This is a genomic window from Micromonospora aridisoli (assembly GCF_056150025.1).
In genome coordinates this window covers 76793-103569 of the sequence record NZ_JAXCFK010000014.1, presented here as the reverse complement: position 1 = coordinate 103569, position 26777 = coordinate 76793, and the positions used below count along the sequence as shown (strand labels likewise).

Genomic DNA, 26777 nt, shown 5'->3' with positions numbered 1-26777 from the left:
GCCCGCGATACGTGCTGCCGCGTGCACTGGTCCGGTGTCCGGCGACCGTCGCCGGACACACCGAAAGGACCGACGATGCGACGCAGCACACTGATGCTTCCCGTACTGCTGATCCTCGCGTTGGCCGGCTGCGCCGGCCAGGACGGCGGTGGGGCCGGGGTGGCCACGGCCGGCGGCGGGGCCGCGACGCCCTCGGCCTCGGCGAGCGACGACGCCGAGGGCAGCGACGCCGAGCGGCGGCTGGACTTCGCCCGCTGCATGCGGGCCAACGGCGTGGAGATGCCCGACCCGGAGGCCGGTAACGGACCGATGTTCCGGTTCGACGGCAGTGTCGACGCCAAGCAGGTCGAGGCGGGCATGGAGAAGTGCCGTCACCTGCTGCCCAACGGCGGACAGCCGCCCAAGCTCGACGCCGAACAGCTCGAACAGATGCGGGTGATGGCCCGGTGCATGCGGGAGAACGGCGTACCGGACTTCCCGGACCCGGCACCGGACGGCCGGATCCAGGTCCAGCGGGACGCCCTGCGGATCAACCCGGACGATCCGGCGTTCCGCACCGCCATGGACACCTGCCGGCAGCACGCGCCGCAGTTCGGGGGCGCCCGGTGACCCGCCGTACCCGCCTGCCCGTCGCCGGTGGCGTGGCGCTGTTCCTGGTGGCCGGGGCCGGCGTGGCCGCGGCGGCCGGCTTCGGAGGTGGCTCCGGCGGCGACTCCGCCGAGGCCCGCACCGCAACGCCCGGCAGTGCCACCGTCACCCGGCAGACCCTCGCCGACGCCCGGACCATCGACGGTGAGCTGGGGTACGGCCCCAGCCGCACCGCCACCAGCCGGCTGCCCGGCACGATCACCGCACTCGGGAAATCCGGCGCCACCGTGTCGCGCGGCAAGCCCCTCTACGCGGTCGACAACGATCCGGTGGTTCTGCTGTACGGGCGGCTGCCCGCCTACCGGACGCTCCAGCCCGGCGTCCAGGGACCGGACGTCGAGCAGTTCGAGCGGAACCTGAAGGCACTCGGCTACTCCGGCTTCACGGTCGACGACGCGTACACCTCGGCGACCGCCGAGGCGGTCCGGGCCTGGCAGGACGACCTCGGCCTACCGGAGACGGGCCGGGTCGAGCTGGGCCGGGTCGCGTTCACCGACGGTGCCGTCCGGGTGGAGGGTCACCAGCTCGACGTAGGCGCGACGGTCCAGCCCGGACAGGCGGTGCTCACCTACACCGGCACCGGCCGGCTGGTCACCGCCGAACTCGACGTCGACGACCAACGCCTCGCCGAGCGCGGCGCGACGGTACAGGTGACCCTGCCCGACGGACGGCGGGTGACCGGGAAGATCGACACGGTCGAGACGGTGATTCGCGGCGGCTCGGGGGGCACGGGCGGCGAATCCAGCCCCGAGACCAAGATCGAGGTCACCGTCGAGGTCGACGACCAGCAGGCCCTGACCGATTTCGACCACGCGTCCGCCGAGATCACCTTCACGGTCAGCGAGCGCGCCGACGTGCTTACCGTTCCGGTGGCCGCCCTGCTGGCGCTCGCCGAGGGTGGCTACGGCCTGGAGGTCGTCGAGGGCGGTACCAGCCGGATCGTCGCCGTGACCACCGGGCTGTTCGCCGATGGCCGGGTCGAGGTGACCGGAGACGGGATCGCCGAGGGCACCAACGTCGGGATGCCCCGGTGACCGGGGACGTGGTCGTGCTCGACCAGGTCGGCAAGCGGTATCCCGGCGGCGTGGTGGCGCTCGCCGACGTGACGCTGCGCATCGGGTACGGCGAGTTGGTGGCCATCGTCGGGCCGTCCGGCTCCGGCAAGTCCACCATGCTCAACCTGATCGGCACGCTGGACCGACCGTCCTCCGGGACGGTGCTCATCGACGGTCATGACGTGGCGCGGCTGTCCGACCGGCGGCTCTCCGCGTTGCGCGCCACCCGAATCGGCTTCGTGTTCCAGCAGTTCCACCTGGCTCCCGGCGTACCGGCGGTGGACAACGTGGCCGACGGGCTGCTCTACGCCGGCGTACCCCGTCGGGAGCGGCGGCGGCGCGCGGATGCCGCGCTGGACCGGGTCGGCCTCGGGCACCGGCTCGACCACCGGCCGCACGAGCTCTCCGGTGGCGAACGGCAACGGGTCGCGGTGGCTCGCGCCGTGGTCGGCGAACCAGCTGTGCTGCTCGCCGACGAGCCGACCGGCAACCTGGACACGGGTTCCGGGGCGGCCGTCCTCGACCTGCTGCACGACCTGCACCGGGCCGGGACGACGGTTGTCGTGATCACGCATGACCGGGAGATCGCCGCCGGCCTGCCGCGGCAGGTGCGGATGCGCGACGGGCAGCTGCGCGAGGACTCCCGGTTCACCCCGATCGGGGTGCGCTGATGACCGTGACCTCGACGGACCGTCGACTCACCCCGGCCCGGATGCCCGCCGCCGACGTGCTGCGGGTGGGTGGCGTCGGACTACGGACCCGACCGCTGCGGGCGGTCCTCTCGGCGCTGGGCATCGCCATCGGCATCGCCGCCATGGTCGCGGTGGTCGGCATCTCCTCGTCCTCGCGCGCGGAACTGGACCGCACCCTCGCCGCGCTCGGCACCAACCTGCTCACCGTGTCACCGGGGCGGACGTTCTTCGGTGCCGACGCGCAACTGCCGCCGGAATCGGTCGCGATGATCGGCCGGATCGGGCCGGTGACCCAGGTGGCGGCCACCGGCCAGCTCACCGACGCGAAGGTCTACCGCACCGACCGCATCCCCCCGGCGGAGACCGGAGGCATCGCCGTACGGGCGGCGCAACTCGGGTTGCCGGACACCGTCGGCGCGGAGGTGGCGAGCGGGACGTGGCTCAACGAGGCCACCGCCCGGTACCCGGCGGTGGTGCTCGGTGTGGCCGCCGCCGAACGGCTCGGCATCACCGTCGCCGGACCGGACGTGCAGGTGTGGCTGGGTGGACGGTGGTTCACGGTGACGGGCATCCTCGCCCCGGCGCCGCTGGCACCGGAGCTGGACAGCTCGGCCCTGGTCGGCTGGGCCGTCGCCGCGAGCGAACTGGGCTTCGACGGTCACCCGACCACCGTCTACACCCGCGCCGAAGCCGACCAGGTCGAGGCGGTCCGGGCGGTGCTCGGGGCGACCGCCAACCCGGAGGCGCCCAACGAGGTCGACGTCTCCCGGCCCTCGGACGCCCTCGCCGCCGCCCAGGCCACCGACGAGACGTTCACCGCGCTGCTGCTCGGGCTCGGCGCGGTGGCGCTGCTCGTCGGCGGTGTCGGGGTGGCGAACACGATGGTCATCTCGGTGTTGGAGCGGCGGGCGGAGATCGGCCTGCGTCGCTCGCTCGGTGCCACCCGAGGGCAGATCCGCACCCAGTTCCTCGCCGAGTCGCTGCTGCTGGCGATGCTCGGCGGAACCGGCGGGGTACTGCTCGGCATCCTGGTGACCTCCGGGTACGCGCTCTCCCAGGGCTGGCCCACCGTGGTGCCGGCGTGGGCGACGGCCGGCGGCGTGCTCGCGACGCTGGTGATCGGCGGCCTGGCCGGCCTGTACCCGGCGATCCGCGCCGCCCGCCTCTCCCCCACCGAGGCCCTGGCCACCACGTGAGTCGCAGAGGCGTCGGTGCCGCGAGGGCGCCCGGGTGGTTTCCCGGGCGCCCTCGCGGGGGTCGCCGTCACAGGGTGATGCCGAGTACCTGTCGCAGTCGGTCGGCGATGGCCCGGTAGCCGCGGGCGGTGGGGTGGAAGGAGTCCTCCGGGTCGGAGATCACGAACCCGTTGGACCAGGGATCGCCGCTGCACACCCGGTGTCCCTGGAACGCCTCGAAGGCGTCCACGAAGACGATCCGCCCGTCCCCGGTGGCTCGGACGGCCGCCGCGATCATGTCCCGCGCCTGGGCGGTCGCCTCGGCGATGCGGGTCAGTTCGGCGGTGTCGATGGTGGCGTTCGTACCGAAGCAACCTCCGCTCGTGGGCAGCGGGTCCACCCCCGGAACGGGAAGGAAGGCCGGATAGCTCAGCACCGCCAGTACCGCGTCCGACCGCATCCGCGACAGGATGTTCTGGTAAAGCGACACCAGCCTGGCCTGGGTCGCCTGTAGCTCCGCCGGGGTGACCAGTGGGCCGCCGCCGCAGTCCGACAACGCGCAGTCGCGCAGCTTCGCGGCGAAGCCGAGATCGTTGCCGCCGATGGTCAGGGTCACCAGCCGGGTGTACGGCTTCACGTAGTCGACCTGCGCGAACTCCTCCAGGCTCTGCCGGTTGGTGAGGTCGTTGATCCGTGCGCCGTGGCACGCCCGGAGGGTGGTCCGGTCGATCGGCAGCCCCCGGAACCGGTCACCCTGGATCTGCATCGAGTAGGTGCCGTTGGCGCGTCGGCAGGCCGCCGGGTTCGGGGGGCCCAGGTACGGTGGCGCTCCCGTACCGGACGAGTACGAGTCGCCCAACGCGGTGTAGCGGATCACCGGCGGGGCCAGGCCGCTGTCGAGCGTCCCGGTACCCAGCACGATGTGCAGCAGATCCGTGCCAAGCCCTTCGCAGAGCAGGTAGCGCAGGCCCGGCAGTGGCCCGCAGGCACCCCAGGCGGTGCCGATCGGCGCCAGCAGGTACAGCTCGAAGAGGATCTCCACCCGGCGGCCACCGTCGTAGAAGTCACCGGGTATCCGGACCGCGCCACTGGTCGCCCCGTAGTAGTGCCGGTTGAAGGCGAACGGCGAACCCACGTACAGCAGCGTGCCGTCGTACCCGGCGCTGCGGTCGACGACACCGGCCACGCCGTACGCGTAGTCGAGGTAGAAGTTGCAGCTCAACTCGGCGAGATACTCGACGGTCGCGGAGTAGTTGTCGGCGTCGGCGTTGACCGACGTCCGGCGGGCCACCTGCTCCTGGCAGTACCAGTCCGCGTCCTGGTCGGCCCCGGCGGTGCGGCTGCGAACCGCCGATCCGACACCCGCGCGCAGCCCGTTCCCGGTCGCCGTCTCCTCCCCGGGCAGGGCCTTGGGGCTGATCGGTCCGGTTCTGGTCGTGAACGGCGCCGGTCGGGTGCCCTTACGCGGCACCACCACCGGTCCGGGAAGGCTGGGCTGCGGCTGCCAGAGTTCGGTCGACCCGGCCTCCGGCGCGGCCGTCGAAGCGCTCGGCGCGGTGGTCGAACCGTTCGGTGCGGCCGAGGCGCTCACCGGAGGTGCCACGGCGGTCAGCAGACCGACCGCCGCCAGAATCGGTACGACCACCTTGGAGCGTCGCCGTACCGACCACCACGCAACGGCGGTCCGGTGCCGGGACCGGCGTCTTCCGTCCACGATCATCACCCCTCACGTGCTGCGGAATCGGTACCGGCAGGGTGGCAAAGCAGGCCAGCGGACGGATCCGTGAAACTACGCAACCGGCTACGCAGACGACCCGTGCGCACGGGCCTCCTCGGAGAGTCGGCGGGCCATCGCGGTACGGGAGCGGACCTGAAGCTTGGCGAAGACCCGGTTCAGGTGGGACTCGACGGTCCGGGGGCTGAGAAAGAGTCGCGCGGCGATCTCCTTGTTGCTCAGGCCGATCGTCGCCAGGCCGGCGATCTCGCGCTCCCGGGCGGTGAGGGTGGCCGCCCCGCCCGGTCGGGCGGAGCGCGCCGGACCGGCCGCGCGGTGCCGGGCGAGCACGGAGGAGGCCCACACCGCACCGCAGGCCCGGTATCCGTCCTCGGCGCGGTCGAGCGCCGCGGCCTCGGGTCCGGGCCGACCGACACCGAGGTACGCGACACCGGCGAGGTGGTGGGACAGCGCCTCCTCCATCGGGGTGCCGGCCTCGGCGAACCTGGCCGCCGCGCGCTCGGCCAGCGTCGCCGCCCGGTCCGGCCGCCCGGCCCGGTACACGGTGAACGCCCGGGCGAACCCGGCCAGTCCGACCTCGTAGGTCAGCCCGGCGTCGTTCGCCCGTCGCTCCGCCCGTTCGCCGGCCTCCACCGCCGTGACCTGGTCGCCGAGTCCGGCTGCGGCGACGGCGGCGACCAGATCCCGAGCCACCAGCACCGGTGGGTGCCGCGACGGTGGCGTCGCCGGCTCGGCGAGCAGGCGGTCACCGCCGCTCCAGTCGCCCGCGGCCACGCTGGCCAGGGCCAGTTCCACCCGGTTCATCCGCCACCACGCCCGAGACCGGGGCGGTCCGGCAGTCCCCGGGCGGTCGTCGCGCGCCTCGACGGTGGCGAGGGCGGCGGCCGGGCCGGCGGTCCACAGCAGCGGACGCAGGCGGACCGTCGCCGCCATCGCGGCCATCTCCGGGCTGCCCACCCGCACGGCGGCGGTCCCGGCCTCCTCCGCGGCCGCCACCGCCCGGGTGAGTCGACCGGCGCGGCTGTGCACCAGCGACTCCATCACGAGCAGGTACGGCGAGGCACTGCTCGGACCGAGGCAGTCCAGGATCCGTCGGGCGCGGGCGAGATGCCGGTCGGCGTCGGCGAGGTTACCCAACTGGATCTCCGTCAGCGCGAGCGGTGAGACGATCTCGACGTAGGGGCGCAGGTCCGCGTCGCTGGTCGCGTCCATCGCGACGACGGCGGCGGCAAGCTGCTCCCGCGCGCCCCTGGCGCAGCCGAGGTACAGGGTGGCGAGCGCGCGCAGCGTCCGCGCCGCCGCCACGAGCACCGATCGGCTCTCGTCCAACAGCTCCAGTGCCCGCTGCGCATGGTGCAGCGCCGAGGTGGGCTCCTCCCGGAACGCGTCCACGGCGGCCAGCTCCACGTGCAGCTTCGCCTCGTCGGTCGGGTCGAGTCCGCCACGGCGCAGTTGCGCGCCGAGCGTCGCGGCCGCCTCGGCGAAGTCGCCGAGCTGCCGGGCCACCGCCACACCGAACGTCTCGGCCCGGACCCGTACCGACCCCCCGGCGCGGAGCAGCTGCTGGAGCACGTCGCGGCTGCGGACCAGTTCACCGCTGCGGCCGAGGGCGCGGGCGTACCACATCGCCACCTCGGCACGCCGGTCGTCCCGGGGCCCGGTGTCCGGCATGATGCGCAGCGCGGTGCCCAGCCAGCGGGCCGCCTGGGCGGGGGCCTCGTGGGCGAAGGCTACGCCCGCGTCGACCAACGTGGCGACGGCGGTCTCGTCGCCGTGGCGGGCGGACCGTTCGGTGTGGTGCGCCACCAGTTGCCGGGACGCCCGCCGGCTGCGTAGGTATCCGGCGGTCCGGGTGTGTGCCTCGAAGCGCCAGGCCGCGCCGGTCAGGGCGTACGCCGCGGCGCGCATCAGCGGATGCCGGTAGCGCAGCCGACCGCCGTCCGCGTCGAGCAGCCCGAGCCGCCCGAGCTGGTCGACCGCGGCGGTGACCACGGCCATCGGCAGACCGGCCACGTGCCCGACGAGGTCGATGGTGGTGTGGTCGCCGACGATCGCGGCGAGGTGGGCGACCCGCTGCACCGACGACGGCTGGGCGGTGATCTCCGCGGCGAGTCCGGCCAGCACGGACCGCTGCGATCCGGCGAGGCAGTCGGCGTCGACCGGGCCACCCCGGCCAGCCAGCGTCGCCAACCCGTCCAGTTCGTCGTCGGAGAGCCGGGACAGCGCCTGGATGTACAACGGATTGCCCAGACTGGCCCGCAGCATCAGCTCCCGGCGGCGGCGCGGCATGTCGGCCAGCAGCACGTCGAGACTGGTCTGGTCCAGCGGCGGGAGGTCGATCAGTGTGGCCGCCGCGCCGAGCCGGGCGATCGCGTCGACCAGCCTCGCCGGTGGACAGTTGCTGCGAAACGCCACCGCGAGCAGCATCGGCACCGGCGGTGGCTTGCGGATCAGCTGCTCGGTCAGCTCCAGCGAGGCGGAGTCGGCCCAGTGCACGTCGTCGAGCAACAGCGCGACACCGGGTCCCGACGCCTGGGTGAGCACCCGCCGTACCGTCGCCGGCACCGAGGGTCGCCCCGCGCCGCCCGGCCGGGCACCGAAGGGCTCCATCATCTCCGCGTAGAGCCCGAACGGCACTCCCTGCTCGTACTGCGTGGCCCGGCCGACCCGGACGGGCAGCCCGGCGTCGACGGCCCGCCGTTCCAACTCGCGGAGGAGCCGCGTCTTGCCGAGGCCCGCCTCCCCGCACACCTCCACCGCCACGGACCGCCCGTCCCGCACGGCGGCCACCGCCCGGTCCAGCAGCTCCAGCTCGACCGTCCGGCCCACCAGCACCGGATCATGCCCGAACCCCATCGCACGACTGGCCGTCATCTCGCCTCCCCACGGGGAGTGTCACAGCGACAGCCATCGGTGACCATCAACTATCGGCCGGATAGGTTTCGAGGTCTCCGGCGGGTGACGTGTACGGACCCGAGGTCGAGGCCTGGTGCGCTACCACCGCGTGGCGGCTCGGTCAGGTGGTGCCCCACTGGCCGCGGTGGATGACCGTGCTGGCGTCGCGGCGGCGTGCTGTCACGGTAGGGCTCTGCGGCGGCAGGTCCTCGGCACGGTAGCCGATGCAGATGCCGCCGATCGGGGCGTACTCCTCGGGGATGCCGAACTCGGCCTTGAAGGCGGCGGTGTGCGCGGGGACGTCGACCTCGGGCCTGAAGTCCTCGCCGGCAGCCGGCATGATGCCGAAGAAGCACGCGTCCAGACCCTCGTCCACGGCCGTGAGCAGCATCATCAGCGAGGCCATACCCGTGTCGATGTACCAGTAGGGTGCCGGCCAGCGGGCCTCGGCCCGATCGGTCCAGCCCTTGTCGGCCTCGGCGTACCGGGCCAGGTAGGCCGCCTTGTGGGCCAGCGGAACGACCACCAGCGGCGCGTTCTGCATGGTGGGGGTCTGTGCGACCCGGGTCGGCACGTACGGCCAGAACCTCGCCCGGTCGGCCGGTTCGGTGAGGGCGAGAAAGGCCCAGCCCTGCGAGAAACCGGCCGACGGCGCCCGCAGCGCGCTGGCCAGGATCGTTTCGACGACCTCGGGACTGAGCGGCCGGTCGGCGTAGTGGCGCACCATCCGACGACGACGGATGACCTCTGAGAACTGCATGCCGGCGATCTTGCCACCGGGACCGACCCGCCACCACCTCGAGCCGGCACGACGACCATGGATAAGGGAGGCCGACAGGGCCTGTGGCAGACTCCCTGGCCGACTGCCGGACGCCGCGTGACGCCGGACCCGGACGGGGTTTCAATGACGTGGTGGACGGCGATCTGATCAACCTCGGCCCGCCCTACGTCGCGGTGCTCGGCCTGCTGACGCTGCTCGGCACCGGAGTCGTCGCCTGGTGCCGGGTGGGTGCCCCCGCCGGGGTGGCCACCGCCGCCTCCCGGGCCACCGTCCAGCTGGCCGCCGTCTCACTGATCATCGTGGCCGTGTTGCGCTCGTGGTGGCTGACGGTTGCCTTCATGATCGCGATGTACGCCGTCGCCACGGTCACCTCCGCGCGGCGGATCAGCACCTTACGGAGTGCCTGGCCGGTCGCGTTACCGATCGGACTGGGCGTGTTGCCCACCGTTGTCCTGCTGCTGGTCACCGGAGTGCTGCCCGCCACCCCGTTGGCGGTGCTGCCCAGCGCCGGCATTCTGATCGGCGGGGCGATGACCGCCACCACCCTGGCCGGCAAGCGGGCCCTGGACGAGTTGCGGAGCCGGCACGGCGAGTACGAGGCGGGGCTCGCCCTCGGCCTGACCGAACGCGACGCCGCGCTGGAGATCTGCCGTCCGGCGGCCGGCCACGCGCTCGTCCCGGCCCTGGACCAGACCCGCACCGTCGGTCTGGTCACGCTGCCCGGAGCGTTCGTCGGGGTCCTACTCGGCGGCGCCTCACCGATCCAGGCCGGTACCGCCCAGCTGCTGGTCCTGATCGCCCTGCTGGCCGTCGAGGCGGTCGCGGTGGCCGCCACGGTCGAACTCGTCGCCGGCGGCCGCCTCACAGCCCGGCCCGCAGGCCGCCGCGCCAGGCCGGTGGCGGCGCTGGTGGGTCGGTGACGCGGGGGTGTTCCGTGGAGGGCTCAGCGCGGGCCCGTTGACACCCGCACCTCGCACGGAACGCCGTTGAAGGTGCAGTCACCGGGCGGGGTGAAGGTTTCGACGTACCGCCCGTTCAGGCCGAACACGATCGGCGCGCCCGATGAGGGAGGAGGCCCCCATCCGCCGCCCGACAGGGAGGCCCGGGTGCCCTGGCGGGCCAGGGTCGCGTTCCAGACCTGGGTGATGGTGAGGTCCGACCCGATCGTGAAGGTGAGCAGCCACGGCAGGGCGGCACACCGGACCAGCGCACGGCGCCGATGACGGTGAAGAAGCCGGCGCGGGCGTCGATCTGCAGCGTGCAGGTGAAGTTGGCCGGCAGCGTACGGAAGGTGACCGGCTCCGACAGTGGGCTGACGCGGTAACCGGCACCGGCCAACGGGGCGGCGGGTGCGGGAAGCGGTACGACCGGATCGGCGGAAGCCGGTGCGACCGGCGACGGCTCAGTCGATAGACGTCCTTCGACTTCTAAGGCGTCACCGCCGCGGGGCGCAGCAACCAGCCGCAGCCGCACCCATGGATTATCTCTACCTAGCTTGGTAGATTACGAGCATGGCACACGAGGTACGGATGACCCTGCCGACCCAACTCGTGCTGCGGACCCTCCTCGACCGCCCGAACCAGGAGTTCTACGGGTTGGAGCTCTGCGCCGCGGCCGGCCTGGCGAGCGGCACCCTGCATCCGATCCTGGCTCGGTTGGAACGGCTCGGCTGGCTACGGTCGCGCTGGGAGGACCTCGATCCGCACGAGGCGGGCCGGCCGCGCCGCCGCTACTACTCGCTGACCCCGGACGGTGCCGAGCGAGCCCGCGTTGCTCTCGCCCGGGTCTCGTCATCGGTTGAGCGGCTACGGACCCTGCGTCCCGGGCTGTCCGGAGGGCCGGCGTGAGCGGCGCGGGCCCGGACGGGCCGCAGCTCGGGCCGGCGGGGTGGCTGCCACGCCCGGAAGCGCATCCGGCCACCCCGGAGGCGACCGACGAGGTGCTGATCCGGGTGCTGACCGCGCTGCGCGGTGCCGGCGCGGAGGGAATACTGCTCCCCCGGCACGCCTCGGTCACCGATCCGCTGCCGCGACGCGTCCCGGGCGACAATCCGATGCGGCTGCCGTCATGGGCCGGGCAGTGGGCGCCGCTGCCGGTCACGCGGGACGCGGCCGCGATCGCCGCGAACACCCACTACTACTTCCGGGGTTACCGAGCGGGCGCGGCGGTGGCCGTCCAACGGCCAGCTCCGCCCGTCGCGGTGCTGCCGGGTCCGCTGCCGGTGGCCACGACCGGGTCGACCAGACGCTCGTCGCGGGCACGGACGCGGCGGGCGGCGATGCGGCTGGTCGGAGTCGTGCTGCGGGTCATTCCCGAGGTCGAGCGACCGCGCTACGGCGAGGAGTTCCGGGCCGAGTTGGCGGAACTTCGCGGGCTGCACCAACTCGCCTACGCGGCCAGGCTGTTGATCGCCGCACCGGCGCTGCGGCGAAGCCTGCGGGTGGATCCGTTACGCGAGGACGGGGGCGGCTGGTGGCCGTTTCGAGGCTGAGCGTGTTCGCTGCCGGCGGTGGTGTCGTCTCGGTCCTCGCCCTGGCGGGCTGGCCCGCTGTCGTCCTGCTCCTCGTGACGGTGGCCATGACGACGGTCCTCATCGGCTGGGTGCTCAACGACCGGGAGCGCCCGGAACGACTCGCGCTGATCATCCGGGCCATCCGCCAGCAGCCAGCCCGGACGGGCCGGCCCCGCCCTCCGCGTTGACTCGTCCTGGGCAAGGACCACTGGTGGTCGAGGTCCGGCCGCCCGTACGATCGAGTGGTGCGGGAGCTGCTGCGATCGTGGTGGCAAGAGCCGCGCCCGTCGGGCCCGCCGCCTGGCTGGCGGGACCGGATGCTGGTGGCCGTGTTCGCGGCGACGGCCCTGCTGGAAGGCCTCGTACGAGCGGACCTGCCGTCGCCGTCGCTGGTGCCGGTCCTGATCGGGATCGGCCTCACCCCGGTTTTGCTCTGGCGGCGCAGCAGGCCACTGCTCATGGCGGCGGTCGCATTTCCGATCTGCGCCGCCGGAGAGGCCGTCGTGGGCGGCGAACTCGGGCTGCACACCCTGGCCTTCCTGCTGGTCCTGGTGTTCTCGCTGTCGCGTTGGGGATCGGGGCGCGAGGCCGTCTTCGGAGCGGCCATCGTCGCCGCGAAGATCACGCTGTCAACGGCGGTCGGCCACCTCGGCGCGGGCGACGCGCTGGCCGGAGCGGGAGTGGTGTCGGCCGCCCTCGCGCTGGGTGCCGCGCTGCGTTACCGCGCACGCGCCCGCCAGCGCGAGGTCGAGCAGGTGAAGCTTCTGGAACGGGAAAGGCTGGCCCGCGATCTGCACGACACGGTCGCCCATCACGTCTCCGCGATGGCGATCCGGGCCCAGGCCGGGCTGGCCGTGCTCGACACGCAGCCCGCCGCTGCCGCCGACGCGCTGCGGATCATCGAGGCCGAGGCGACCCGGGCGCTCGCCGAGATGCGTGCGATGGTCCGGGTCCTGCGCCGCGACGAGCCGGCCGAGCGGACGCCGGCCCCACGCATCACCGACCTGGAGCAGTTGGCCGGCCGCACCGTGGAGGGTCCAGCAGTCGAGGTCGAGCTGACCGGTGACCTCGACGGGCTGCCCGTCCCGGTGGCCACCGCGATCTACCGCCTGGCCCAGGAATCGGTCACCAACGCCCGTCGGCATGCCCGGCGGGCAACGCGGATCACGGTGCGGGTGGCCACCGACGAGGAGATGGTGCACCTGCGGGTGAGCGACGACGGAGAGGCTCCGACCGCTCGCGGTTCCGGATCCACCGGCTTCGGGCTGCTCGGCATGCGGGAGCGGGCCCACCTGCTCGGCGGCTCGGTGGACGCCGGGCCGGACCACGACCGCGGCTGGACGGTCACCGCGACGCTGCCACGGACGGCGGCGGCATGAGCCGCATCGCCCGACGCCCCTCCTCGGCCTGACGGCGTCGCCGGGTGGACGCCGCGACGCGGATGTCCGTCCTGGCCGACGTGGGCACGCAGCGCCCGGACCGGGACGGTCCGCGCCCCGAGGCCTACCCGTCGCCTCGCGTACCCGCCGAAAGTACGGTCGGTCCGCCCCACCTTCACCCGGCGGACCGGCAGCCCATGGACCGATGAGCCGGCACCCCGCCCGGTGTCACGCTCGGCCCATGACGACACCGCGACGGGACCGCCCCCTTCCCACCGGGCTCTCACCACGAACTCCCGCCCCTCGCTCGCGCACTGCCCCGGCGACCCCGTGGAGGCGTAGGTGAAGGCCATCGTCCATGACCGCTACGGCGGCCCTGATCTGCTTCGGCTGGCCGACCTCGCCGTGCGCGCCCCGTCCCGGGGACAGGTGTTGGTCCGGGTCCGTGCCGCCTCGGTCAACGCCCGCGACTGGCACTTTCTGCGGGGCGACCCCTACCTGGCCCGCCTGGCCAGCCGGGAGCTGGGTCTGCGCGGGCCGAAGGTGTCCGTGCGCGGCACCGACTTCGCCGGCACCGTCGAGGCCGTCGGTGACGGTGTCGACGACCTGCGCCCGGGCGACGACGTCTACGGGGAGGCCGACGGCGCCTTCGCCGAGCAGGTCTGCGCCCCGCGGGACGTGGTGTCCCGCATGCCTCGGAATCTCACGCACGAACAGGCCGCGGCAGTGCCGCTCGCGGCCAACACGGCGCTCGTCGGACTGCGTGACTGTGCCGCACTCGACAGTGGACAGCACGTCCTGATCAACGGTGCCTCCGGCGGCGTCGGCACGTTCGCGGTCCAGCTCGCCAAGGCGTACGGGGCTGAGGTGACCGCGGTGTGCAGCCCGAGGAACGCCGAACTCGTCCAGTCGCTAGGGGCCGACCACATCGTCGACTACACCCGCGACGACTTCGCCCGGCGGCACCAGCGCCACGACGTGGTGCTCGACCTGGTTGGCAACCGTACGCTGACCGACCTGCGCCGGGCGTTGACGCCACGCGGGACGCTCGTGCTGTCCGGTGGCGGTGTGTCGCGGGGCGGCAGTGTCGTCGGTCCGATGGGTCTGCTGATTCGTGGCGCGGCCGCGGCACCCTTCCTCCGTCAGCGGGTGGCCCCGCTCGTCGCGACCCCCAGCGCGGCGAACTTCGCGGTCCTCACCGAGCTCATCGAGTCCGGGCGGCTCACCCCCATCGTCGAGCGGACGTATCCCTTCGCCGAGGCGGCGGCGGCCATCCGACATCTCGAGGTGGACCATGCTCGCGCCAAGATCGTGCTTCGCGTCGGCGACCGCTGACGACCTGGTCGATCAGGTCAGGTCGGCGCGGGCAAGCGACTCGTCAGGATGTGCGGCCGGGTCCAGGCTGCTGCGCCGGACGGGTTGAGCGGTCTCGATCAGGCCCACGCAGCCGTCACCGCGAACGCCCGCGATCAGGTCGGCGGTCGTGTGGGCCCGGATGCCGAGCGGCGCGCTGTCGGTGAACCGCGCGACGACCGCCCGGACGTGCTGCTCGGCGGGGTGCGCGAGGCCGTCGTAGACGGCCGCGAACAGTTCCCGGGCCGGTTGCCTGAGCCAGCCCGCCGGCAGCAGCTCCACCGGCAACTGCGGGTCGAGGGTGGGAAATCGGCGAAAGGTGTCCATCACCTCGGTACGCGCCCGCACCGCCTCGGCACCGTCGACCTGACCGGAGCCGACCAGCGGCAGCAGCGGTGTCCAACGCGCCAGGAACGCCTCGTAGTGCCGGTTGATGGCGTCGACGTCCCAGGCTTCGATGGGGGCCCGGTCAACGGTCGAGCCCAGCGCGTTCTGCCGGCCGCGGAACACCGTGACGGTGCCGAGGGTCAGCTGTTCGAGTTGCGCCCGCGCCTGCGGGGTCAGCTCGTACGGCGAGATCCACATGCCGTCGTACAGCGGCGCGTACCCCAGCCACCGGAGCTGGCCCCGCAGGGCCCGGCGCTGCGCGCTGCGATCCTGCGGCAGCGAGAAGGCGACGATCGTCCAGCATCCGTCCCACGGCGCCGCGGCGGTGGCGGAGGTGAGGATCCAGTTGCCGCCGGTGGAGAGGTTGGCGGCGGCGGCGCGGCTGAGCCGGTAGGAACTGCGGCGTCCGTGCCGGCTGCCGTCGAGCACGCCACGTCGGGCCAACCGGCTGATCGCGGTACGGGCACCGGCCGTGGTCACCCCGGATTCCGTGAGCAACGCGACGATGGCGGCGGAGGGCAGCGCGGCGCGGGTCCGCAGGGTGTAGTCCGCCAGCAGGGTCATGGCGAAGCCCTGGGGCGAGTTGCCCACCTGTCGCCGCGGCAGCCGGAGCGAGTCGCTCCCGTCGTCGGAATAGATCTCCTCGATGTGGAACGGGCTAGTCACGGGCGCTCCGGACTCGACTCGGGGACGGGATATCGACTGTAGATGGACGCCGATGAGCCGATCCGCCGGCCAGCCCGGATGCCGACCACTGTTGATCGAGGCACGTCGATTGACACTTCCTGGGCCGAGGAGAACAATATCTGCTACACGACGCCACACGGAGCCGGGCAGGGCAAGCCAGACGTGATGGACAGCCGTGATCACCGCGGGATTTGGGCGAACCCGCGAGCAACGCGCACACCGAACTCAGCCTGTGACAGGCGTTCGAAGGAGTCGTCCCGTGAGAATCAGAAGAACATTGCTGCTCGGCCTGGCCGTGTCGCTGGTGGCGGCCGGCCTGGTGATCCCGACGTTCCGGCCCGCGTACGCGGCTTCGCTCACCGAGGTGACCAGCTTCGGTGACAACCCCGGCCGGATGCGCATGCACATCTACGTGCCGGACAACCGCCCGGCCCGGCCCGCGGTCGTGGTGGCCATGCACGGCTGCGGCGGCTCAGGCCCCGGCTTCTACTCCAGTAGCGAGTTCGCCGGCCAGGCGGACCGGTACGGATTCATCGTGATCTACCCGTCCGCCACCCAGCAGACCGGCTTCGGCAACTGCTTCGACGTCTGGTCGGACGCCGCCAAGCGGCGCGGCGGCGGCAGCGACCCGGTCTCGATCATCTCGATGATCCGGTACGCGCAGCAGCAGCACAACGCCGACCCCGACCGGGTCTACGCCACGGGCAGTTCGTCCGGCGGCATGATGACCAACCACATGCTCGCCCTCTACCCCGACGTGTTCAAGGCCGGCGCCGCCTTCATGGGCGTGCCGTTCAACTGCTTCGCCAACGCGGCGGACTTCCCGCCCAGCAGCAGCCAGTGCACCGGCGGCAACATGAACCGGACCCCGCAGCAGTGGGGTGACGCGGTTCGCCAGGCGTACCCCGGCTACTCCGGCCCGCGCCCGCGCGTGCAGCTGTGGCACGGCACCAACGACACCCTCGTGCCGTTCTCCCTGCTGCAGGAAGCCATCGAGCAGTGGACCAACGTGTTCGGGCTCAGCCAGACGCCCACCTCCACCGACACGCCGCAGGCCAACTGGAACCGCCGCCGGTACGCCGACACCAGCGGCACCGTTCAGGTCGAGGCGTACAGCATCCAGGGCGCCGGGCACAGCCTGCCCTCCGGCGGCATGGCCGCGGCCGCCGTCCAGTTCTTCGGCCTGACCAGCCCGAACCCGACCACCCCGCCGCCGAACCCGACCACGCCGCCGCCGAACCCCACGACCCCGCCGCCGAACCCGACCACCCCGCCGCCGGGCTCCGGCGCCTGCCGGGTGGGCGTGGCGATCAACGCGTGGAACAACGGTCTCACCGAGAACCTCACCATCACCAACACCGGCACCAGCGCGATCAACGGCTGGTCCCTGGTGTTCACCCTTCCCGGTGGGCAGACCATCACCGGCGGCTGGAACGCCACCTACTCCCCCGCCTCGGGACAGGTGACGGCGAGGAACGTCTCGTACAACGCGAGCATTCCCGTCAACGGATCGGTCACGATCGGCTTCCAGGCCAACCACACCGGTAACACCGCCCGGCCGAGCTCGTTCACGCTCAACGGGGCCACCTGCACCATCGCCTGACACCGCCGCCGCTCCGGGGACGGCCGCCGCCGCGGACCTCCCCGGAGCGCTGGTGTGCCACAGCGCCGGACGGCGCCGTGGCCGGCACCGAACCTGGCCGCCGGGGCGGCGCTACTCCCCGGCCTGCACGCCCTGAGCGAGCAGCCCGTCGACGAGGGCGCGGAGGCCGTCGACATAGGTGTCGCGCGGGGCCAGCACCGCCCAGCGGTCACCGAGGGCGGCCAGGTGCGGCAGCTTCTCGGCGTCGATGTTGTCGAAGAACCCGCCGTGGTGGGTGGGTCGTTCGCCGTCCCGCCGACGGGCGGTGTGCGCCCGCACGAGGATCTCCCCGACCGTGTAGTACCAGATGCTGCGGAAGACGTAGACCGCATGGTCGGGCGTGCATCCGTAGTCGATGGCACCGGCCACGACCGCCTCGACCAGCCCGAGGGGCGAGACACCGAGCCGAGCGATGAACCCGTCGGTGGTGAGCACCTCGGCGGCCCACGGCCACGCCGCCAGCGCGTCGTGGATGGTGGTGGCGGCGGCGATGACACGTTCCCGTGGCTCCTCGGGCAGCCCGGGGTAGGAGACCTGTTCGCCGTACTCGTTGATCAGCAGGAACAGCAGGTCCTCTTTGTCCTGGACGTGGTGGTAAAGGGTCGTCGCCCCCACGCCGATCTCGGCAGCCAGCTTGCGGATGGTGAGCTGCTCCCACCCGTTGCGATCGATGAGCCCCTGCGCGGCGGCCAGGATCTGGGCGCGGGACGTCGTCGGTGGTCTGCCTGCTTTTAGTCGCGGCGCGTTCGCATGTGGCACCGCCCCATCATGCCCCCTTCCGTCGACCGGGTGGCTTCGCGGTGACGTGCTGGACAGCGACCGCCAGCGGTGTTAATTTCAGAACGCGTTCGAAAACAAGGACGTCACCAGTCACTACGACAGAGGACCGGGTTTGCGGTGGCCAACAACGCATTAGTCAACGGACAATCAGCAATCGACCGAGGTGCCCGGCCAGGGCTGACCCTGGCCGCAGTGGCCGTTGTGCAGTTCATGGTGTCGCTGGACCTGTCAGTCGTGAACCTCGGCCTACCGGAGATCGCCGAGAGCCTCGGGTTCAGCGAACTCGGCCTGACCTGGGTCATCCACGCCTACGCTCTCGCCTTCGGCGGACTGCTCCTGCTCGGCGGCAAGATCGCCGACCGGTACGGCCACAAGCGGGTCCTGCTCATCGGGCTCGTCGTGTTCGGCATCGCCTCCCTCGCGGGTGGCTTCGCCGACGTGCCCGGGCACCTGGTGGCCGCCCGCGTCGCGCAGGGCGTCGGTGCCGCCGCGCTGGCCCCGGCCGCGCTTGCGCTGCTGACCGCGACCTTCCCCAGCGGCAAGCCTCGGGTGAAGGCGTTCGGCGTGTGGGCCGCGATGAACGCCGCGGGCGGCGCCCTCGGCGTCCTGATCGGCGGCGTGCTCACGGAGTACGCCGGCTGGCAGTGGGTGATGTGGGTCAGCGCGCCCATGGCCGCGGTCGCGCTGGTCCTGGCGTGGCGCGGCATCGCCAGGGACGTACCCGTCACGCCCGACGGTCGCCCGGACGTGCTGGGCGCCCTCCTGGCCACCGGCGGCATGACGCTGCTGGTGCTCGGCATCGTCCGTACGGACCGGTACGCCTGGAGCTCGATGGTCACGCTGAGCACGCTGGCGGCGGCGCTCGTGCTGCTCGCCGCGTTCGTCTGGGTCGAGCGGACCACCACCCGCGACCCACTGGTGCGGGTCGGTCTGTTGGCCAACCGCTCGGTCGCCGGAGCCAACTCGTACAACCTCATCTTCGGCGCGACCATGGCCTCGGCCTTCTACTTCGTCTCGCTCTACCTACAGCGGGTGCTCGGCACCAGTCCCGCCGAGACCGGACTGAAGTTCCTGCCGTTGGCGATCGGCGTGGTCGTCGGCTCCGTCATCGCCATCAAGCTCGGCTACAAGGTGCCCGCCCGGACCCTCATGATCGCGGGCGCACTGGTGAGCGCGGTCGGATTCGCGGGCTTCGGCCTGATCAGCGCCGACGGCTCGTTCCTCACCGACGTCCTCGGCCCGTCGGTGATCGCCAGTGTCGGCTTCGGCCTCTGCCTCGGGCCGATGGTCTCCACCGCCACCCACGGTGTCGCGCAACACGAGACGGGCACGGCGTCCAGCCTGCTGAACAGCTCGCGTCAGATCGGTGCCGCGCTCGGGCTCGCCTCGCTCAGCACCGCCGCCTTCGAGTACTCGGGCAAGGAGGGCACGCCCAGCGCACTCAGCGACGGTTACGCCTTCGCCCTGACCCTCGGCGCCGGGCTCTGGGTCGTCGCCGCCGTCATCGCGCTCGTCGTGCTACCCCGGGTCAGCCCGGCGACGCAGGCCGAGCAGGACGACCGCGAGCTGATCGACGTACCGGAGAAGGCGGTCTGACCGGCGGTCGGTGACCTGGCAGCAGCCGCACATCGCGACGTCGGTCGGCACCGCCGCGACGAGGTCCGGCCAGCGCCTTCCCGGACCCTTCAGCGAGACACGCGGCGCTGCGTCGACGGCCGGCACGTCATGAGCGGCCCACTCGGTGACGGCCAGGGCCGGCTCGCGACGAAACACGTGTCGCGCGCCGACCCTGGCCGGACAACACACCGTCGCCGGACTCGCGTGCCCGCACACGGTCGTCCCGCCGGCCCCGGAAGTCCGGCCCGGGCCCGGTCCCGCGACCCGGTGGCCGCTCCGAAACGTGGAGCGTGCCGCAGCTGAAGGATGGGAAGATGCCCCCAGACGTACCCCGCAGGCGACGCGTCGGTCGACCACCGCGCCTGTCCCTGGAAGCGATCATCGACGCGGCGACCCGAATCCTGCAGGACGAGGGACTCGAGAGACTGTCGATGCGACGCCTGGCGAACGAACTGGGCAGCGCCCCGATGGCGCTCTACCACCACGTACGTGACAAGGACGAACTGCTGGCGCGGGTGATGGAGACGCAGGCCAGGGACATCGCCCGGCCGGATCTCCCCACCGATCCCCGGGAGCGGCTCATCGCCGCGTCGGTGCTGCTCTACGAACTGCTCGCCGAACGTCCCTGGATCGTCGAGGTACTGGCCAGCGACAACCTCATCGGGCCCTCGGCCCTGTGGATCGTCGAGGAGATGCTGGCGGCCGCGATCGACTACGGCCACCCAGCGGACGAGGCGCACCACGTCTACCGCACGATCTGGTTCTACATCGTCGGAAATCTGATCATCAGGGTGGCCGGCGACCGCCGTCGCGCCCGGGCCGGCACGGCCTACCAGGACGAGGTCGTCGCCCAGCTGACGATCGCCACCCATCCCCGGCTGGCGGCGATGGCTGACCGCTGGGCCGAACTCAACGCGCGGAAGACCCACCAACGGGCGCTGGCGGCGATCGTCGACGGCCTGCTGCCCGCCCGTATCTCCGCGCAGCCCCGGTGCGCAGGAATGGAAACCTCCCCCGCGGCCATCAGGAAGAGACCCGACCAGCGGGACAACATCGATCCGAGCCAGTTGGAGCTGTTCATCTCCTTGTGTATCCCGCCCTACGGTTCTCCCGCGGAGTTCAGCGTGAGCTGGTACCCGGCGCTGCGAACCTGAAGGCGAGACAAGCACGTGCGCGTACCCCGGCCACCCGGGTGGCCGGGGTACGCCGTCAATGTCGCGCTAGAGCCGCAGCTGGGGCGAGTGCAGCTCCAACCAGGTGTGCAGGTCCAGAACCCGCTCCAGGCCACCACGCATCGCCACCGGCATCCGCGACGGGTCCTGGGCCACGGCCTGCTGGGCCCAGTTCCGATCGATCACCGCGAACACCTTCGCGTCCCGGTCGGCGACCAGTTCCTTCACCTGCTGCTGGAGGATCCCCGCGTAGGCGGGGTTCTGCGTCGACGGGTACGGGCTCTTCACCCGCTCCACCACCGACCGCGGCAGCACATGGGCGGCGGCCTGGCGCAGCAGGCTCTTCTCCCGCCCGTCGGACACCTTCATCGACCATGGCGTGTTGTAGACGTACTCGACGAGGCGGTGGTCGCAGAACGGCACCCGCACCTCCAACCCCACCGCCATCGAGAGTCGGTCCTTGCGGTCGAGCAGAGAGCGCACGAACCGCGTCAGGTGCAGGTGGCAGGCGACCCGCATGCGTCGCTCCGCGGCGGACTCCCCGTCCAGGTGTTCCACCTCGGCGAGGGCCGCGGCGTACTGGTCCGCGGTGTACGTGCCGACGTCGAGCCGTGCGCGGAGGCCCGGTTCCACGTGGTCGGTACGGCCCGGCAGGGTCAGCGGCGGAATGACCGTCATCCACGGGAAGGTGCCGGCGTTGAGCGCCGCCTCGTGGTGGAACCAGGGGTAGCCGGCGAACACCTCGTCCGCCGCCTCACCCGACAGAGCCACCGTGGAGTGCTGCCGGATCGCCTTGAACAGCAGGTACAACGAGAGGTCGAGATCCCCGAAGCCGTTGGGGATGTCGCGGGCGGCGACGGCCGCGCGCCGCACCGCGGGGTCGGACAGGTCAGCGGGGTCGAGCACCACGTCCCGATGCGCCGACCCGACGTGCGCCACGACATCGCGGACGAACGGCGAGTCCGGGGTGTCGCGCATCTCGTCCGGTACGAAGTTGTCCTCCTGGCCGACGAAGTCCACCGAGAAGCTGCGCACCTGCTCGCCGCGCATGCCGAGCCGTTGCGCGGCGATGGAGGTGATCGCGCTGGAGTCCAGGCCGCCGGAGAGCAGGACGCACTGCGGCACGTCGGAGATCAGCTGATGATCGATCACGTCGGTGAGCAGGTCACGGATCCGGGCGACGGTGTCGTCGAGGTTGTCCGTGTGCTCGATCGCCCGCAGCCGCCAGTAGACACGCTGCCTGATCCCGGTGCGGTCCACGGTGACCAGGGCGCCGGGCAGCACCTCGTGCATACCCTTCCACAGCGCCCAGCCCGGTGCCTTCGTCTGGGCGAACAACTCGCGCAGCCCGTCGGTGTCGACCACCTTCGGGGCCAACGGGTTCGCCAGGATCGCCTTGGGCTCGGACCCGAACAGCACCCCGTCCGGCGTCGGGTAGTAGAAGAGTGGCTTGATCCCCATACGGTCGCGCACCAGGAGCAGCTTCTGGTCACGCTCGTCCCAGACCGCGAACGCGTACATGCCCTCCAGGTGGTCCACGACGCTCTCGGCCCACTGCAGGTACCCGCGGAGCACGACCTCGGTGTCGCTCTCGGTCCGGAAGGTGTGCCCGAGCGCCTTCAGCCGCTCGCGCAACTCCCGGAAGTTGTAGACCTCCCCGGAGTACACCAGCGCGACCTCACCCGCCGGCGTACCCACGCTCATCGGCTGCACGCCGCCCGGCAGGTCGATGACGGCGAGACGGCGGTGTCCCAGCGCGGCATGCGTACGGACGAACACTCCACGACCATCCGGCCCCCGGCAGGCCATGGTCTCGGTCATCGCGTCGAGCGTCTCCCTCTGACGCACCAAATCATCGTCGAACGACACCCACCCGGCAATACCACACATCTCATCCTCATTCCACTCGTGTCCTGCGCGATGCTCGTCGGTCCGATCAGGGGGTGGACGGCCACGGCACCGCCGACGTGGCGGACACCGCCCGGGCGCGCGCGGTGAGGAGTTCGATCACCGCGTCACGGTGCTCGTCCAGGTAGAAGTGCCCGCCCGGGAAGACGCGGGAGTCGAAGCCGCCGTCGGTGGCGTCGCACCAGCTCTCGGCCTCCCGGGCGGTGACCTCCGGATCCCGGTCGCCGTAGAGCACGGTGACCGGGGCCCGCAGCCGCACGCCGGGCAACGGCCGATAGGTCTCACTCAGGCGATAGTCGGCCCGGATGACCGGCAGGAACGCCTGGATGAGCCCGGGGTTGTCGAGGATGTCCAGATGGGTGGCCTCGGTCCGGCGCAGCTCCTCGATCAGCTCGTCGTCGGTGCCGAGGTGCACCTGGCCCGGCCGAGCCAGGTGCGGGGCGGGATGCCCGGACACGACCAGCGCCACCGGCGGCTCGCCCGCCGCGGTGAGGCGGCGGGCGACCTCGTACGCGACGGCCGCCCCCATGCTGTGGCCGAACAGGACGGTGGGAGTCGCCGGCCCCTCCAGCGGCAGGTCCGCCACCAGGACGTCGACCAGCTCCCCCATGTCCTTCGGGACCGGTTCGGCGAACCGGTCCTCCCGACCCGGGTACTGGACGGCCAGGAACTCGACGTCCCAGGGCGCCGAGGCCGTCCATGGCCGGTAGTAGCTCGCGCTGCCGCCGCCGTGCGGGAACAGCACCACCCGGGCACGGGCGTACGGGCGGGTGGCGAGCCTGCGGAAGGCGCCCGAGGACAGCTCACCGGCCGGCATGACGGCTCATTCGCCCGCGCCGGTGGCCACGGAGAGGCTCCAGTAGTCGGCGTACCGGCCGCCACTGTGCAGCAACTCGTCGTGGCTGCCCTGCTCGACGATCCGCCCGTCGTCGATGAAGACGACGCGGTCGGCGCGTTGGACGGTCCGCATCCGGTGCGCGACCATCACCACCGTCCGGCCCGCCATCAGGCGCTCGATGCCGTCATGGACGGCTGCCTCGTTCACCGGGTCGAGCGCCGAGGTCACCTCGTCGAGCAACACGATCGGCGCGTCCTTCAGCAGTGCCCGCGCGATCGATACCCGCTGGCGCTCACCGCCGGAGAGCGACGCTCCGCCCTCGCCGACGTTCGCCGCCCACCCGCCGGGCAGCCGCTCGATGACCTCGTCGAGGCGCGCGGCGGTGGCCGCCGCCCGCACCTCGGCCTCGCTGGCTTCGGGACGGCCGAGCCGTACGTTCTCCTCGATCGTGCCGTCGAAGAGGTAGACGTCCTGGAAGACGATGGCGATCTGGGACATCAGCACGCCGGGATCGATGTGACGTACGTCGACTCCGCCCACCCGCACCGTGCCCGCCGCCACGTCGTAGAACCGGGCGATCAGTTGCAGCAGCGTGCTCTTGCCCGCGCCGGAGGGACCGACCACCGCCAACCGCTGCCCCTGCGGCACCGACAGCGACACGCCGTCGAACACCACACGATCGCCGTGGCGGAAGGTGACCGCGTCGAACTCCAGGTCGAACCGCTGCGGTCGGACGGGCTGGGCCACCTCGGGCAACGGCTCGGTGCGCAGCACCTTGTCGAGCCGGTCCAGCTCGGCGCGGGCGGTGCGCAGCTTGCCGCCGATGTCCGACAGGGAGAGCAGCGGGTCCGCGCTCCGGGCGGCGAGCACCAGAATGGAGAGCACCTCCGCGGCCCCGATGTCACCACCGAGCGCGAGGTAGGTTCCCAGCACCAGCACCGTGGTGAAAACGGCCTGCACGATGAGCGTCAGACCCACCGCGCCGGGCAGCACCGACATCGTCTGACGGCGGGAGGCCCGCTCGACGCCCTGGAGCGCGTCGTCGAGCAGGGAGAACCGCTCGCCGCTGCGGCCACCTGCCCGCAGCACCGGCTGGGCCTGGAGGTATTCGATGACCCGCGCGCTGGCCTCGTTGCTGCGAGCGGCGTTGTCCGCGTCGTTGGCGGCCATCAACCGGGCGGTCCAGATCTGAGTGACCACCACGAGCGGCGCCGCCACCAACGCGGCCAGCCCCAGCTGCCAGTTGAACACCGTGATCACAGCCACGATCGTCAACGGCGTCACGCAGGCGGAGATGAACGGCCCGAGCAGGTGCGCCGACACGCCCATCGCCGCGAGCAGACCGCGGCTGGCCATCACGGAGACCTCGCCGACCCGGGCCGCGTTGTACCACCCGATGGGCAGCCGGGCGAGGTGTTCGCCGAGGCCGTGGTACATGCCCCGCAGCATCGTCGTGCCGACGCGCATGCCGGACAGGTCACTGGTGTAGCGCATGACCGCGTAGACCGCGACCCCGACCGCGAACGCGATCAGCCACGGCCATGCGTCCGACGGGGTGCTCCCGAACAGCGCCCGCAGTACGGGCACCAGCAGCGCGTAGAGCAGACCCTCCAGCACGGCGGTCGCCGTCATCAGGGCCACCGTGCGGCGCATCGGCCTGGCGTACTCGTCGCCGAGCACCCGCAACAACATTCTGATCATCGGGAAAGGTCTCCTTGCAGTACGCCGCCGCGGGCTTCACTGTCGTCGGCCACCGCCGACTGCTGGGTCCGCCAGAACGCGGCGAACCTGCCGTCCTGCGCGAGCAGGTCGGTCGGCCTGCCCTGCTCGACCACCACCCCGTCCTCGAGCATCACCACGAGATCGGCTTCGGCGATGGTCTCCAGGCGGTGCGCGATGACCAGGACGGTCCGGTCGCGCAGCGCCGCCAGGGTCTGCCGCACCGCGCGGTCGGTCTGCGGGTCGGCGAAGGCCGTCGCCTCGTCGAGCACCAGGACGGGCGTGTCGGCGGCCAGGGCACGCGCGATGGCGATGCGTTGCGCCTCCCCGCCGGAGAGCTTGACCTCCTCGCCGATCACGGTCTCGTAGCCGCGGGGCAGTGCGAGGACCCGGTCGTGGATGTGCGCCAGTTGGGCGGCGCGGACGACCTCGTCGGGGGTGGCGTGCGGAACCGCCAGCGCGATGTTGTCCGCGACGGAGGCGCGCAACAGCCGGACGTCCTGCAGGACGAAGGAGACCCGTCGGTAGAGCTCCTTGCTGTCGATGTCGCGCAGGTCGACGCCGCCGAGGCGGACCGACCCGTCCGTGGGATCGAAGAACCGCGGCAGCAGTTGCACCAGAGTGGACTTCCCGCTGCCGGAGGGCCCGACCAGCGCGGTGACCGTGCCCGGTTCGAGCACCAGGTCGATGCCGCGCAGCACCTCGGGGCCGTCGTCGTCGTAGCCGAACCGGACGTCACGCAGCTCGACCCGGTTGTCCTGCGGGGAGGCCGGGCTGGCCGGCTGGGGCAGCGCGCCGACCCCGAGGACCTCGCGGATGCGTCCGACCGCGCGGCCGGCGGCCTGCATGTCGTCGAAGCCGTGGCCGAGGGCTGCGACCGGAGCGGTCAGCCCCAACCCGAGAAGCAGGAAGGGCAGCAGGTCGGCCGGGGCCAGGTCACCGGAGGTGATCCGTACCGTGCCGCCGATCAACACCACCAGCAGCACGAAGGGCGGAGACAGCGCCAGCTGCATTCCGGCGGCGACGGCGGAGACGCCGCGCACCCACCGGGTGAAGATGTCGACGAAGTCGTCGGCGGCGGCGAGGAACTTACGGTGGGCGCGCTCGGAACCGCCGAACGCCTTGACCACGGCGATGCCCTGCACGAACTCGACGACCGAGCTGGCGATGCGGCCCATCGCCGCGTCGAAGTCCTTCTGCTCGCGGGTACGCGCCGGAGTCATCAGCAGCGGAACGTGTGCGATGGCCAGCACCACCGGGATCAGCGTGATCAGCGTGAGCCGCCAGTCGACGGTCAGCAGGTACACCAGTGACACCAGCGGCACGACGAACGCGGAGACGAGTTCGCCGGGCGCGTGGGCGATGAAGGGGTGCACCGCGGTGACGTCGTCGCCGACCACCTTCGCCAGCTCGCCACTGTGCCGGCGCGAGAGCCAGCCGATGGGTGCCCGCCCGAGGCTGCGGGCCAGTTCCCGGCGCAGCGAGAGCTGCACCTTGCCGTCGAGAACGTGTCCCAGCCCAGAGGACGCGCCGGTGAACACCAGCCGGACGAACAGACCGACCACGCCCAGGATCACGAAGGTCCACACGCGGCTCGAGTCGACCGGGCCGGGCGTCAGCAGGGCTCGGCCCAGCTCGATCACGGCGAACAGCGGCGCCAGCCCTGCCACGGCACCGATCACCTGCAGGACGACGACGACAATGAAACTCGTGGCGTGCGGACGCAGCAGTGGCCCGGTGCTCACCGGTTGCCGCGCCGTCGGAGTGCCTCCCGGTGACGGCGTGGACTGCTCTCCTGCCTC

At 72.1% G+C, this 26777-nt stretch carries 23 protein-coding genes; 13 read left to right on the top strand and 10 right to left on the bottom strand.

What is annotated here, in order from left to right:
- Positions 1–75 precede the first annotated feature (75 nt).
- The 4 genes from SM447_RS25410 to SM447_RS25395 are packed head-to-tail and all read left to right on the top strand — an operon-like array spanning position 76 to position 3591.
- Entirely contained in the window at positions 76–609 is a 534-nt protein-coding gene (locus tag SM447_RS25410; RefSeq protein WP_474575388.1) for a hypothetical protein, read from the top strand.
- Positions 606–1682, top strand: a complete 1077-nt coding sequence (locus tag SM447_RS25405; RefSeq protein WP_474575387.1) for an efflux RND transporter periplasmic adaptor subunit — start codon at positions 606–608, stop codon at positions 1680–1682. The genes SM447_RS25410 and SM447_RS25405 overlap by 4 nt, the downstream gene beginning before the upstream one ends.
- Entirely contained in the window at positions 1679–2374 is a 696-nt protein-coding gene (locus SM447_RS25400) for an ABC transporter ATP-binding protein (RefSeq protein WP_474575386.1), read from the top strand. Before SM447_RS25405 ends, SM447_RS25400 begins: the two co-directional genes overlap by 4 nt.
- A complete protein-coding gene (locus tag SM447_RS25395; protein ID WP_474575385.1) occupies positions 2374–3591 on the top strand; it encodes an ABC transporter permease in 1218 nt (405 codons plus the stop codon). The genes SM447_RS25400 and SM447_RS25395 overlap by 1 nt, the downstream gene beginning before the upstream one ends.
- Before the next feature lie 67 nt (positions 3592–3658).
- On the opposite strand, the gene SM447_RS25390 is transcribed toward SM447_RS25395, so the two are convergent.
- The 3 genes from SM447_RS25390 to SM447_RS25380 form a co-directional block, all read right to left on the bottom strand.
- A complete protein-coding gene (locus tag SM447_RS25390; RefSeq protein ID WP_474575384.1) occupies positions 3659–5284 on the bottom strand; it encodes an SGNH/GDSL hydrolase family protein in 1626 nt (541 codons plus the stop codon).
- Positions 5285–5371: 87 nt separating this feature from the next.
- Positions 5372–8179 (bottom strand): helix-turn-helix transcriptional regulator, encoded by a 2808-nt coding sequence (locus SM447_RS25385; protein WP_474575383.1) that lies wholly within the window; start codon positions 8177–8179, stop codon positions 5372–5374.
- A 142-nt stretch (positions 8180–8321) separates the two neighbouring features.
- Positions 8322–8960, bottom strand: a complete 639-nt coding sequence (locus tag SM447_RS25380) for a nitroreductase family protein (protein ID WP_474575382.1) — start codon at positions 8958–8960, stop codon at positions 8322–8324.
- A 152-nt stretch (positions 8961–9112) separates the two neighbouring features.
- Here SM447_RS25380 and SM447_RS25375 point away from each other — a divergent pair, with 152 nt between their 5' ends.
- Positions 9113–9901, top strand: coding sequence for an ABC transporter permease (locus tag SM447_RS25375; protein ID WP_474575381.1), 789 nt, complete (start codon positions 9113–9115; stop codon positions 9899–9901).
- 23 nt (positions 9902–9924) lie between these two features.
- On the opposite strand, the gene SM447_RS25370 is transcribed toward SM447_RS25375, so the two are convergent.
- Positions 9925–10161 (bottom strand): cellulose binding domain-containing protein, encoded by a 237-nt coding sequence (locus SM447_RS25370; RefSeq protein ID WP_474575412.1) that lies wholly within the window; start codon positions 10159–10161, stop codon positions 9925–9927.
- A 331-nt stretch (positions 10162–10492) separates the two neighbouring features.
- Between SM447_RS25370 and SM447_RS25365 the strand changes: the two genes are divergently transcribed.
- From SM447_RS25365 to SM447_RS25345, 5 genes are all read left to right on the top strand, one after another.
- Positions 10493–10828 (top strand): PadR family transcriptional regulator, encoded by a 336-nt coding sequence (locus SM447_RS25365; RefSeq protein WP_474575380.1) that lies wholly within the window; start codon positions 10493–10495, stop codon positions 10826–10828.
- A complete protein-coding gene (locus SM447_RS25360; RefSeq protein ID WP_474575379.1) occupies positions 10825–11472 on the top strand; it encodes a hypothetical protein in 648 nt (215 codons plus the stop codon). Before SM447_RS25365 ends, SM447_RS25360 begins: the two co-directional genes overlap by 4 nt.
- Complete coding sequence (locus tag SM447_RS25355) at positions 11454–11681, top strand: hypothetical protein (protein ID WP_474575378.1); 228 nt, start codon at positions 11454–11456, stop codon at positions 11679–11681. The genes SM447_RS25360 and SM447_RS25355 overlap by 19 nt, the downstream gene beginning before the upstream one ends.
- A gap of 57 nt (positions 11682–11738) precedes the next feature.
- The gene (locus SM447_RS25350) at positions 11739–12872 is read left to right on the top strand and encodes a sensor histidine kinase (RefSeq protein ID WP_474575377.1); all 1134 of its coding nucleotides are present in this window, start codon (positions 11739–11741) and stop codon (positions 12870–12872) included.
- 342 nt (positions 12873–13214) lie between these two features.
- On the top strand, positions 13215–14207 hold the full coding sequence (locus SM447_RS25345) for an NAD(P)-dependent alcohol dehydrogenase (protein ID WP_474575376.1): 993 nt from the start codon (positions 13215–13217) through the stop codon (positions 14205–14207).
- A gap of 12 nt (positions 14208–14219) precedes the next feature.
- Here SM447_RS25345 and SM447_RS25340 read toward each other — a convergent pair whose 3' ends face one another.
- Entirely contained in the window at positions 14220–15278 is a 1059-nt protein-coding gene (locus SM447_RS25340) for a PaaX family transcriptional regulator (RefSeq protein WP_474575375.1), read from the bottom strand.
- A 280-nt stretch (positions 15279–15558) separates the two neighbouring features.
- On the opposite strand from SM447_RS25340, the gene SM447_RS25335 reads away from it, so the two are divergent.
- Positions 15559–16902 carry an extracellular catalytic domain type 1 short-chain-length polyhydroxyalkanoate depolymerase gene (locus SM447_RS25335; RefSeq protein WP_474575374.1) on the top strand — a complete coding sequence of 448 codons (1344 nt, stop codon included), beginning with the start codon at positions 15559–15561 and terminating at the stop codon, positions 16900–16902.
- 111 nt (positions 16903–17013) lie between these two features.
- Here the strand turns inward: SM447_RS25335 and SM447_RS25330 are convergent, their stop codons facing one another.
- A complete protein-coding gene (locus SM447_RS25330) occupies positions 17014–17700 on the bottom strand; it encodes a TetR/AcrR family transcriptional regulator (RefSeq protein WP_474575373.1) in 687 nt (228 codons plus the stop codon).
- Positions 17701–17913: 213 nt separating this feature from the next.
- On the opposite strand from SM447_RS25330, the gene SM447_RS25325 reads away from it, so the two are divergent.
- Positions 17914–19317, top strand: coding sequence for an MFS transporter (locus tag SM447_RS25325; RefSeq protein WP_474575372.1), 1404 nt, complete (start codon positions 17914–17916; stop codon positions 19315–19317).
- 335 nt (positions 19318–19652) lie between these two features.
- Positions 19653–20492, top strand: coding sequence for a TetR/AcrR family transcriptional regulator (locus SM447_RS25320; RefSeq protein WP_474575371.1), 840 nt, complete (start codon positions 19653–19655; stop codon positions 20490–20492).
- A 66-nt stretch (positions 20493–20558) separates the two neighbouring features.
- On the opposite strand, the gene asnB is transcribed toward SM447_RS25320, so the two are convergent.
- Genes asnB through SM447_RS25300 form a run of 4 tightly spaced genes read right to left on the bottom strand, consistent with a single transcriptional unit; the run spans position 20559 to position 26720 of the window.
- On the bottom strand, positions 20559–22400 hold the full coding sequence (gene asnB, locus SM447_RS25315) for an asparagine synthase (glutamine-hydrolyzing) (RefSeq protein WP_474575370.1): 1842 nt from the start codon (positions 22398–22400) through the stop codon (positions 20559–20561).
- 46 nt (positions 22401–22446) lie between these two features.
- Positions 22447–23235 carry a thioesterase II family protein gene (locus SM447_RS25310; protein ID WP_474575369.1) on the bottom strand — a complete coding sequence of 263 codons (789 nt, stop codon included), beginning with the start codon at positions 23233–23235 and terminating at the stop codon, positions 22447–22449.
- 6 nt (positions 23236–23241) lie between these two features.
- Positions 23242–24957, bottom strand: coding sequence for an ABC transporter ATP-binding protein (locus SM447_RS25305; protein WP_474575368.1), 1716 nt, complete (start codon positions 24955–24957; stop codon positions 23242–23244).
- Entirely contained in the window at positions 24954–26720 is a 1767-nt protein-coding gene (locus SM447_RS25300) for an ABC transporter ATP-binding protein (RefSeq protein WP_474575367.1), read from the bottom strand. The genes SM447_RS25305 and SM447_RS25300 overlap by 4 nt, the downstream gene beginning before the upstream one ends.
- Positions 26721–26777: the final 57 nt, after the last annotated feature.

Coding starts and splice junctions, on each gene's coding strand:
- SM447_RS25410 (WP_474575388.1), top strand. CDS start 76: ATGCGACGCAGCACACTGATGCTTCCCGTACTGCTGATCCTCGCGTTG.
- SM447_RS25395 (WP_474575385.1), top strand. CDS start 2,374: ATGACCGTGACCTCGACGGACCGTCGACTCACCCCGGCCCGGATGCCC.
- SM447_RS25385 (WP_474575383.1), bottom strand. CDS start 8,179: ATGACGGCCAGTCGTGCGATGGGGTTCGGGCATGATCCGGTGCTGGTG.
- SM447_RS25380 (WP_474575382.1), bottom strand. CDS start 8,960: ATGCAGTTCTCAGAGGTCATCCGTCGTCGTCGGATGGTGCGCCACTAC.
- SM447_RS25365 (WP_474575380.1), top strand. CDS start 10,493: ATGGCACACGAGGTACGGATGACCCTGCCGACCCAACTCGTGCTGCGG.
- SM447_RS25320 (WP_474575371.1), top strand. CDS start 19,653: ATGCCCCCAGACGTACCCCGCAGGCGACGCGTCGGTCGACCACCGCGC.
- asnB (WP_474575370.1), bottom strand. CDS start 22,400: ATGTGTGGTATTGCCGGGTGGGTGTCGTTCGACGATGATTTGGTGCGT.
- SM447_RS25310 (WP_474575369.1), bottom strand. CDS start 23,235: ATGCCGGCCGGTGAGCTGTCCTCGGGCGCCTTCCGCAGGCTCGCCACC.
- SM447_RS25305 (WP_474575368.1), bottom strand. CDS start 24,957: ATGATCAGAATGTTGTTGCGGGTGCTCGGCGACGAGTACGCCAGGCCG.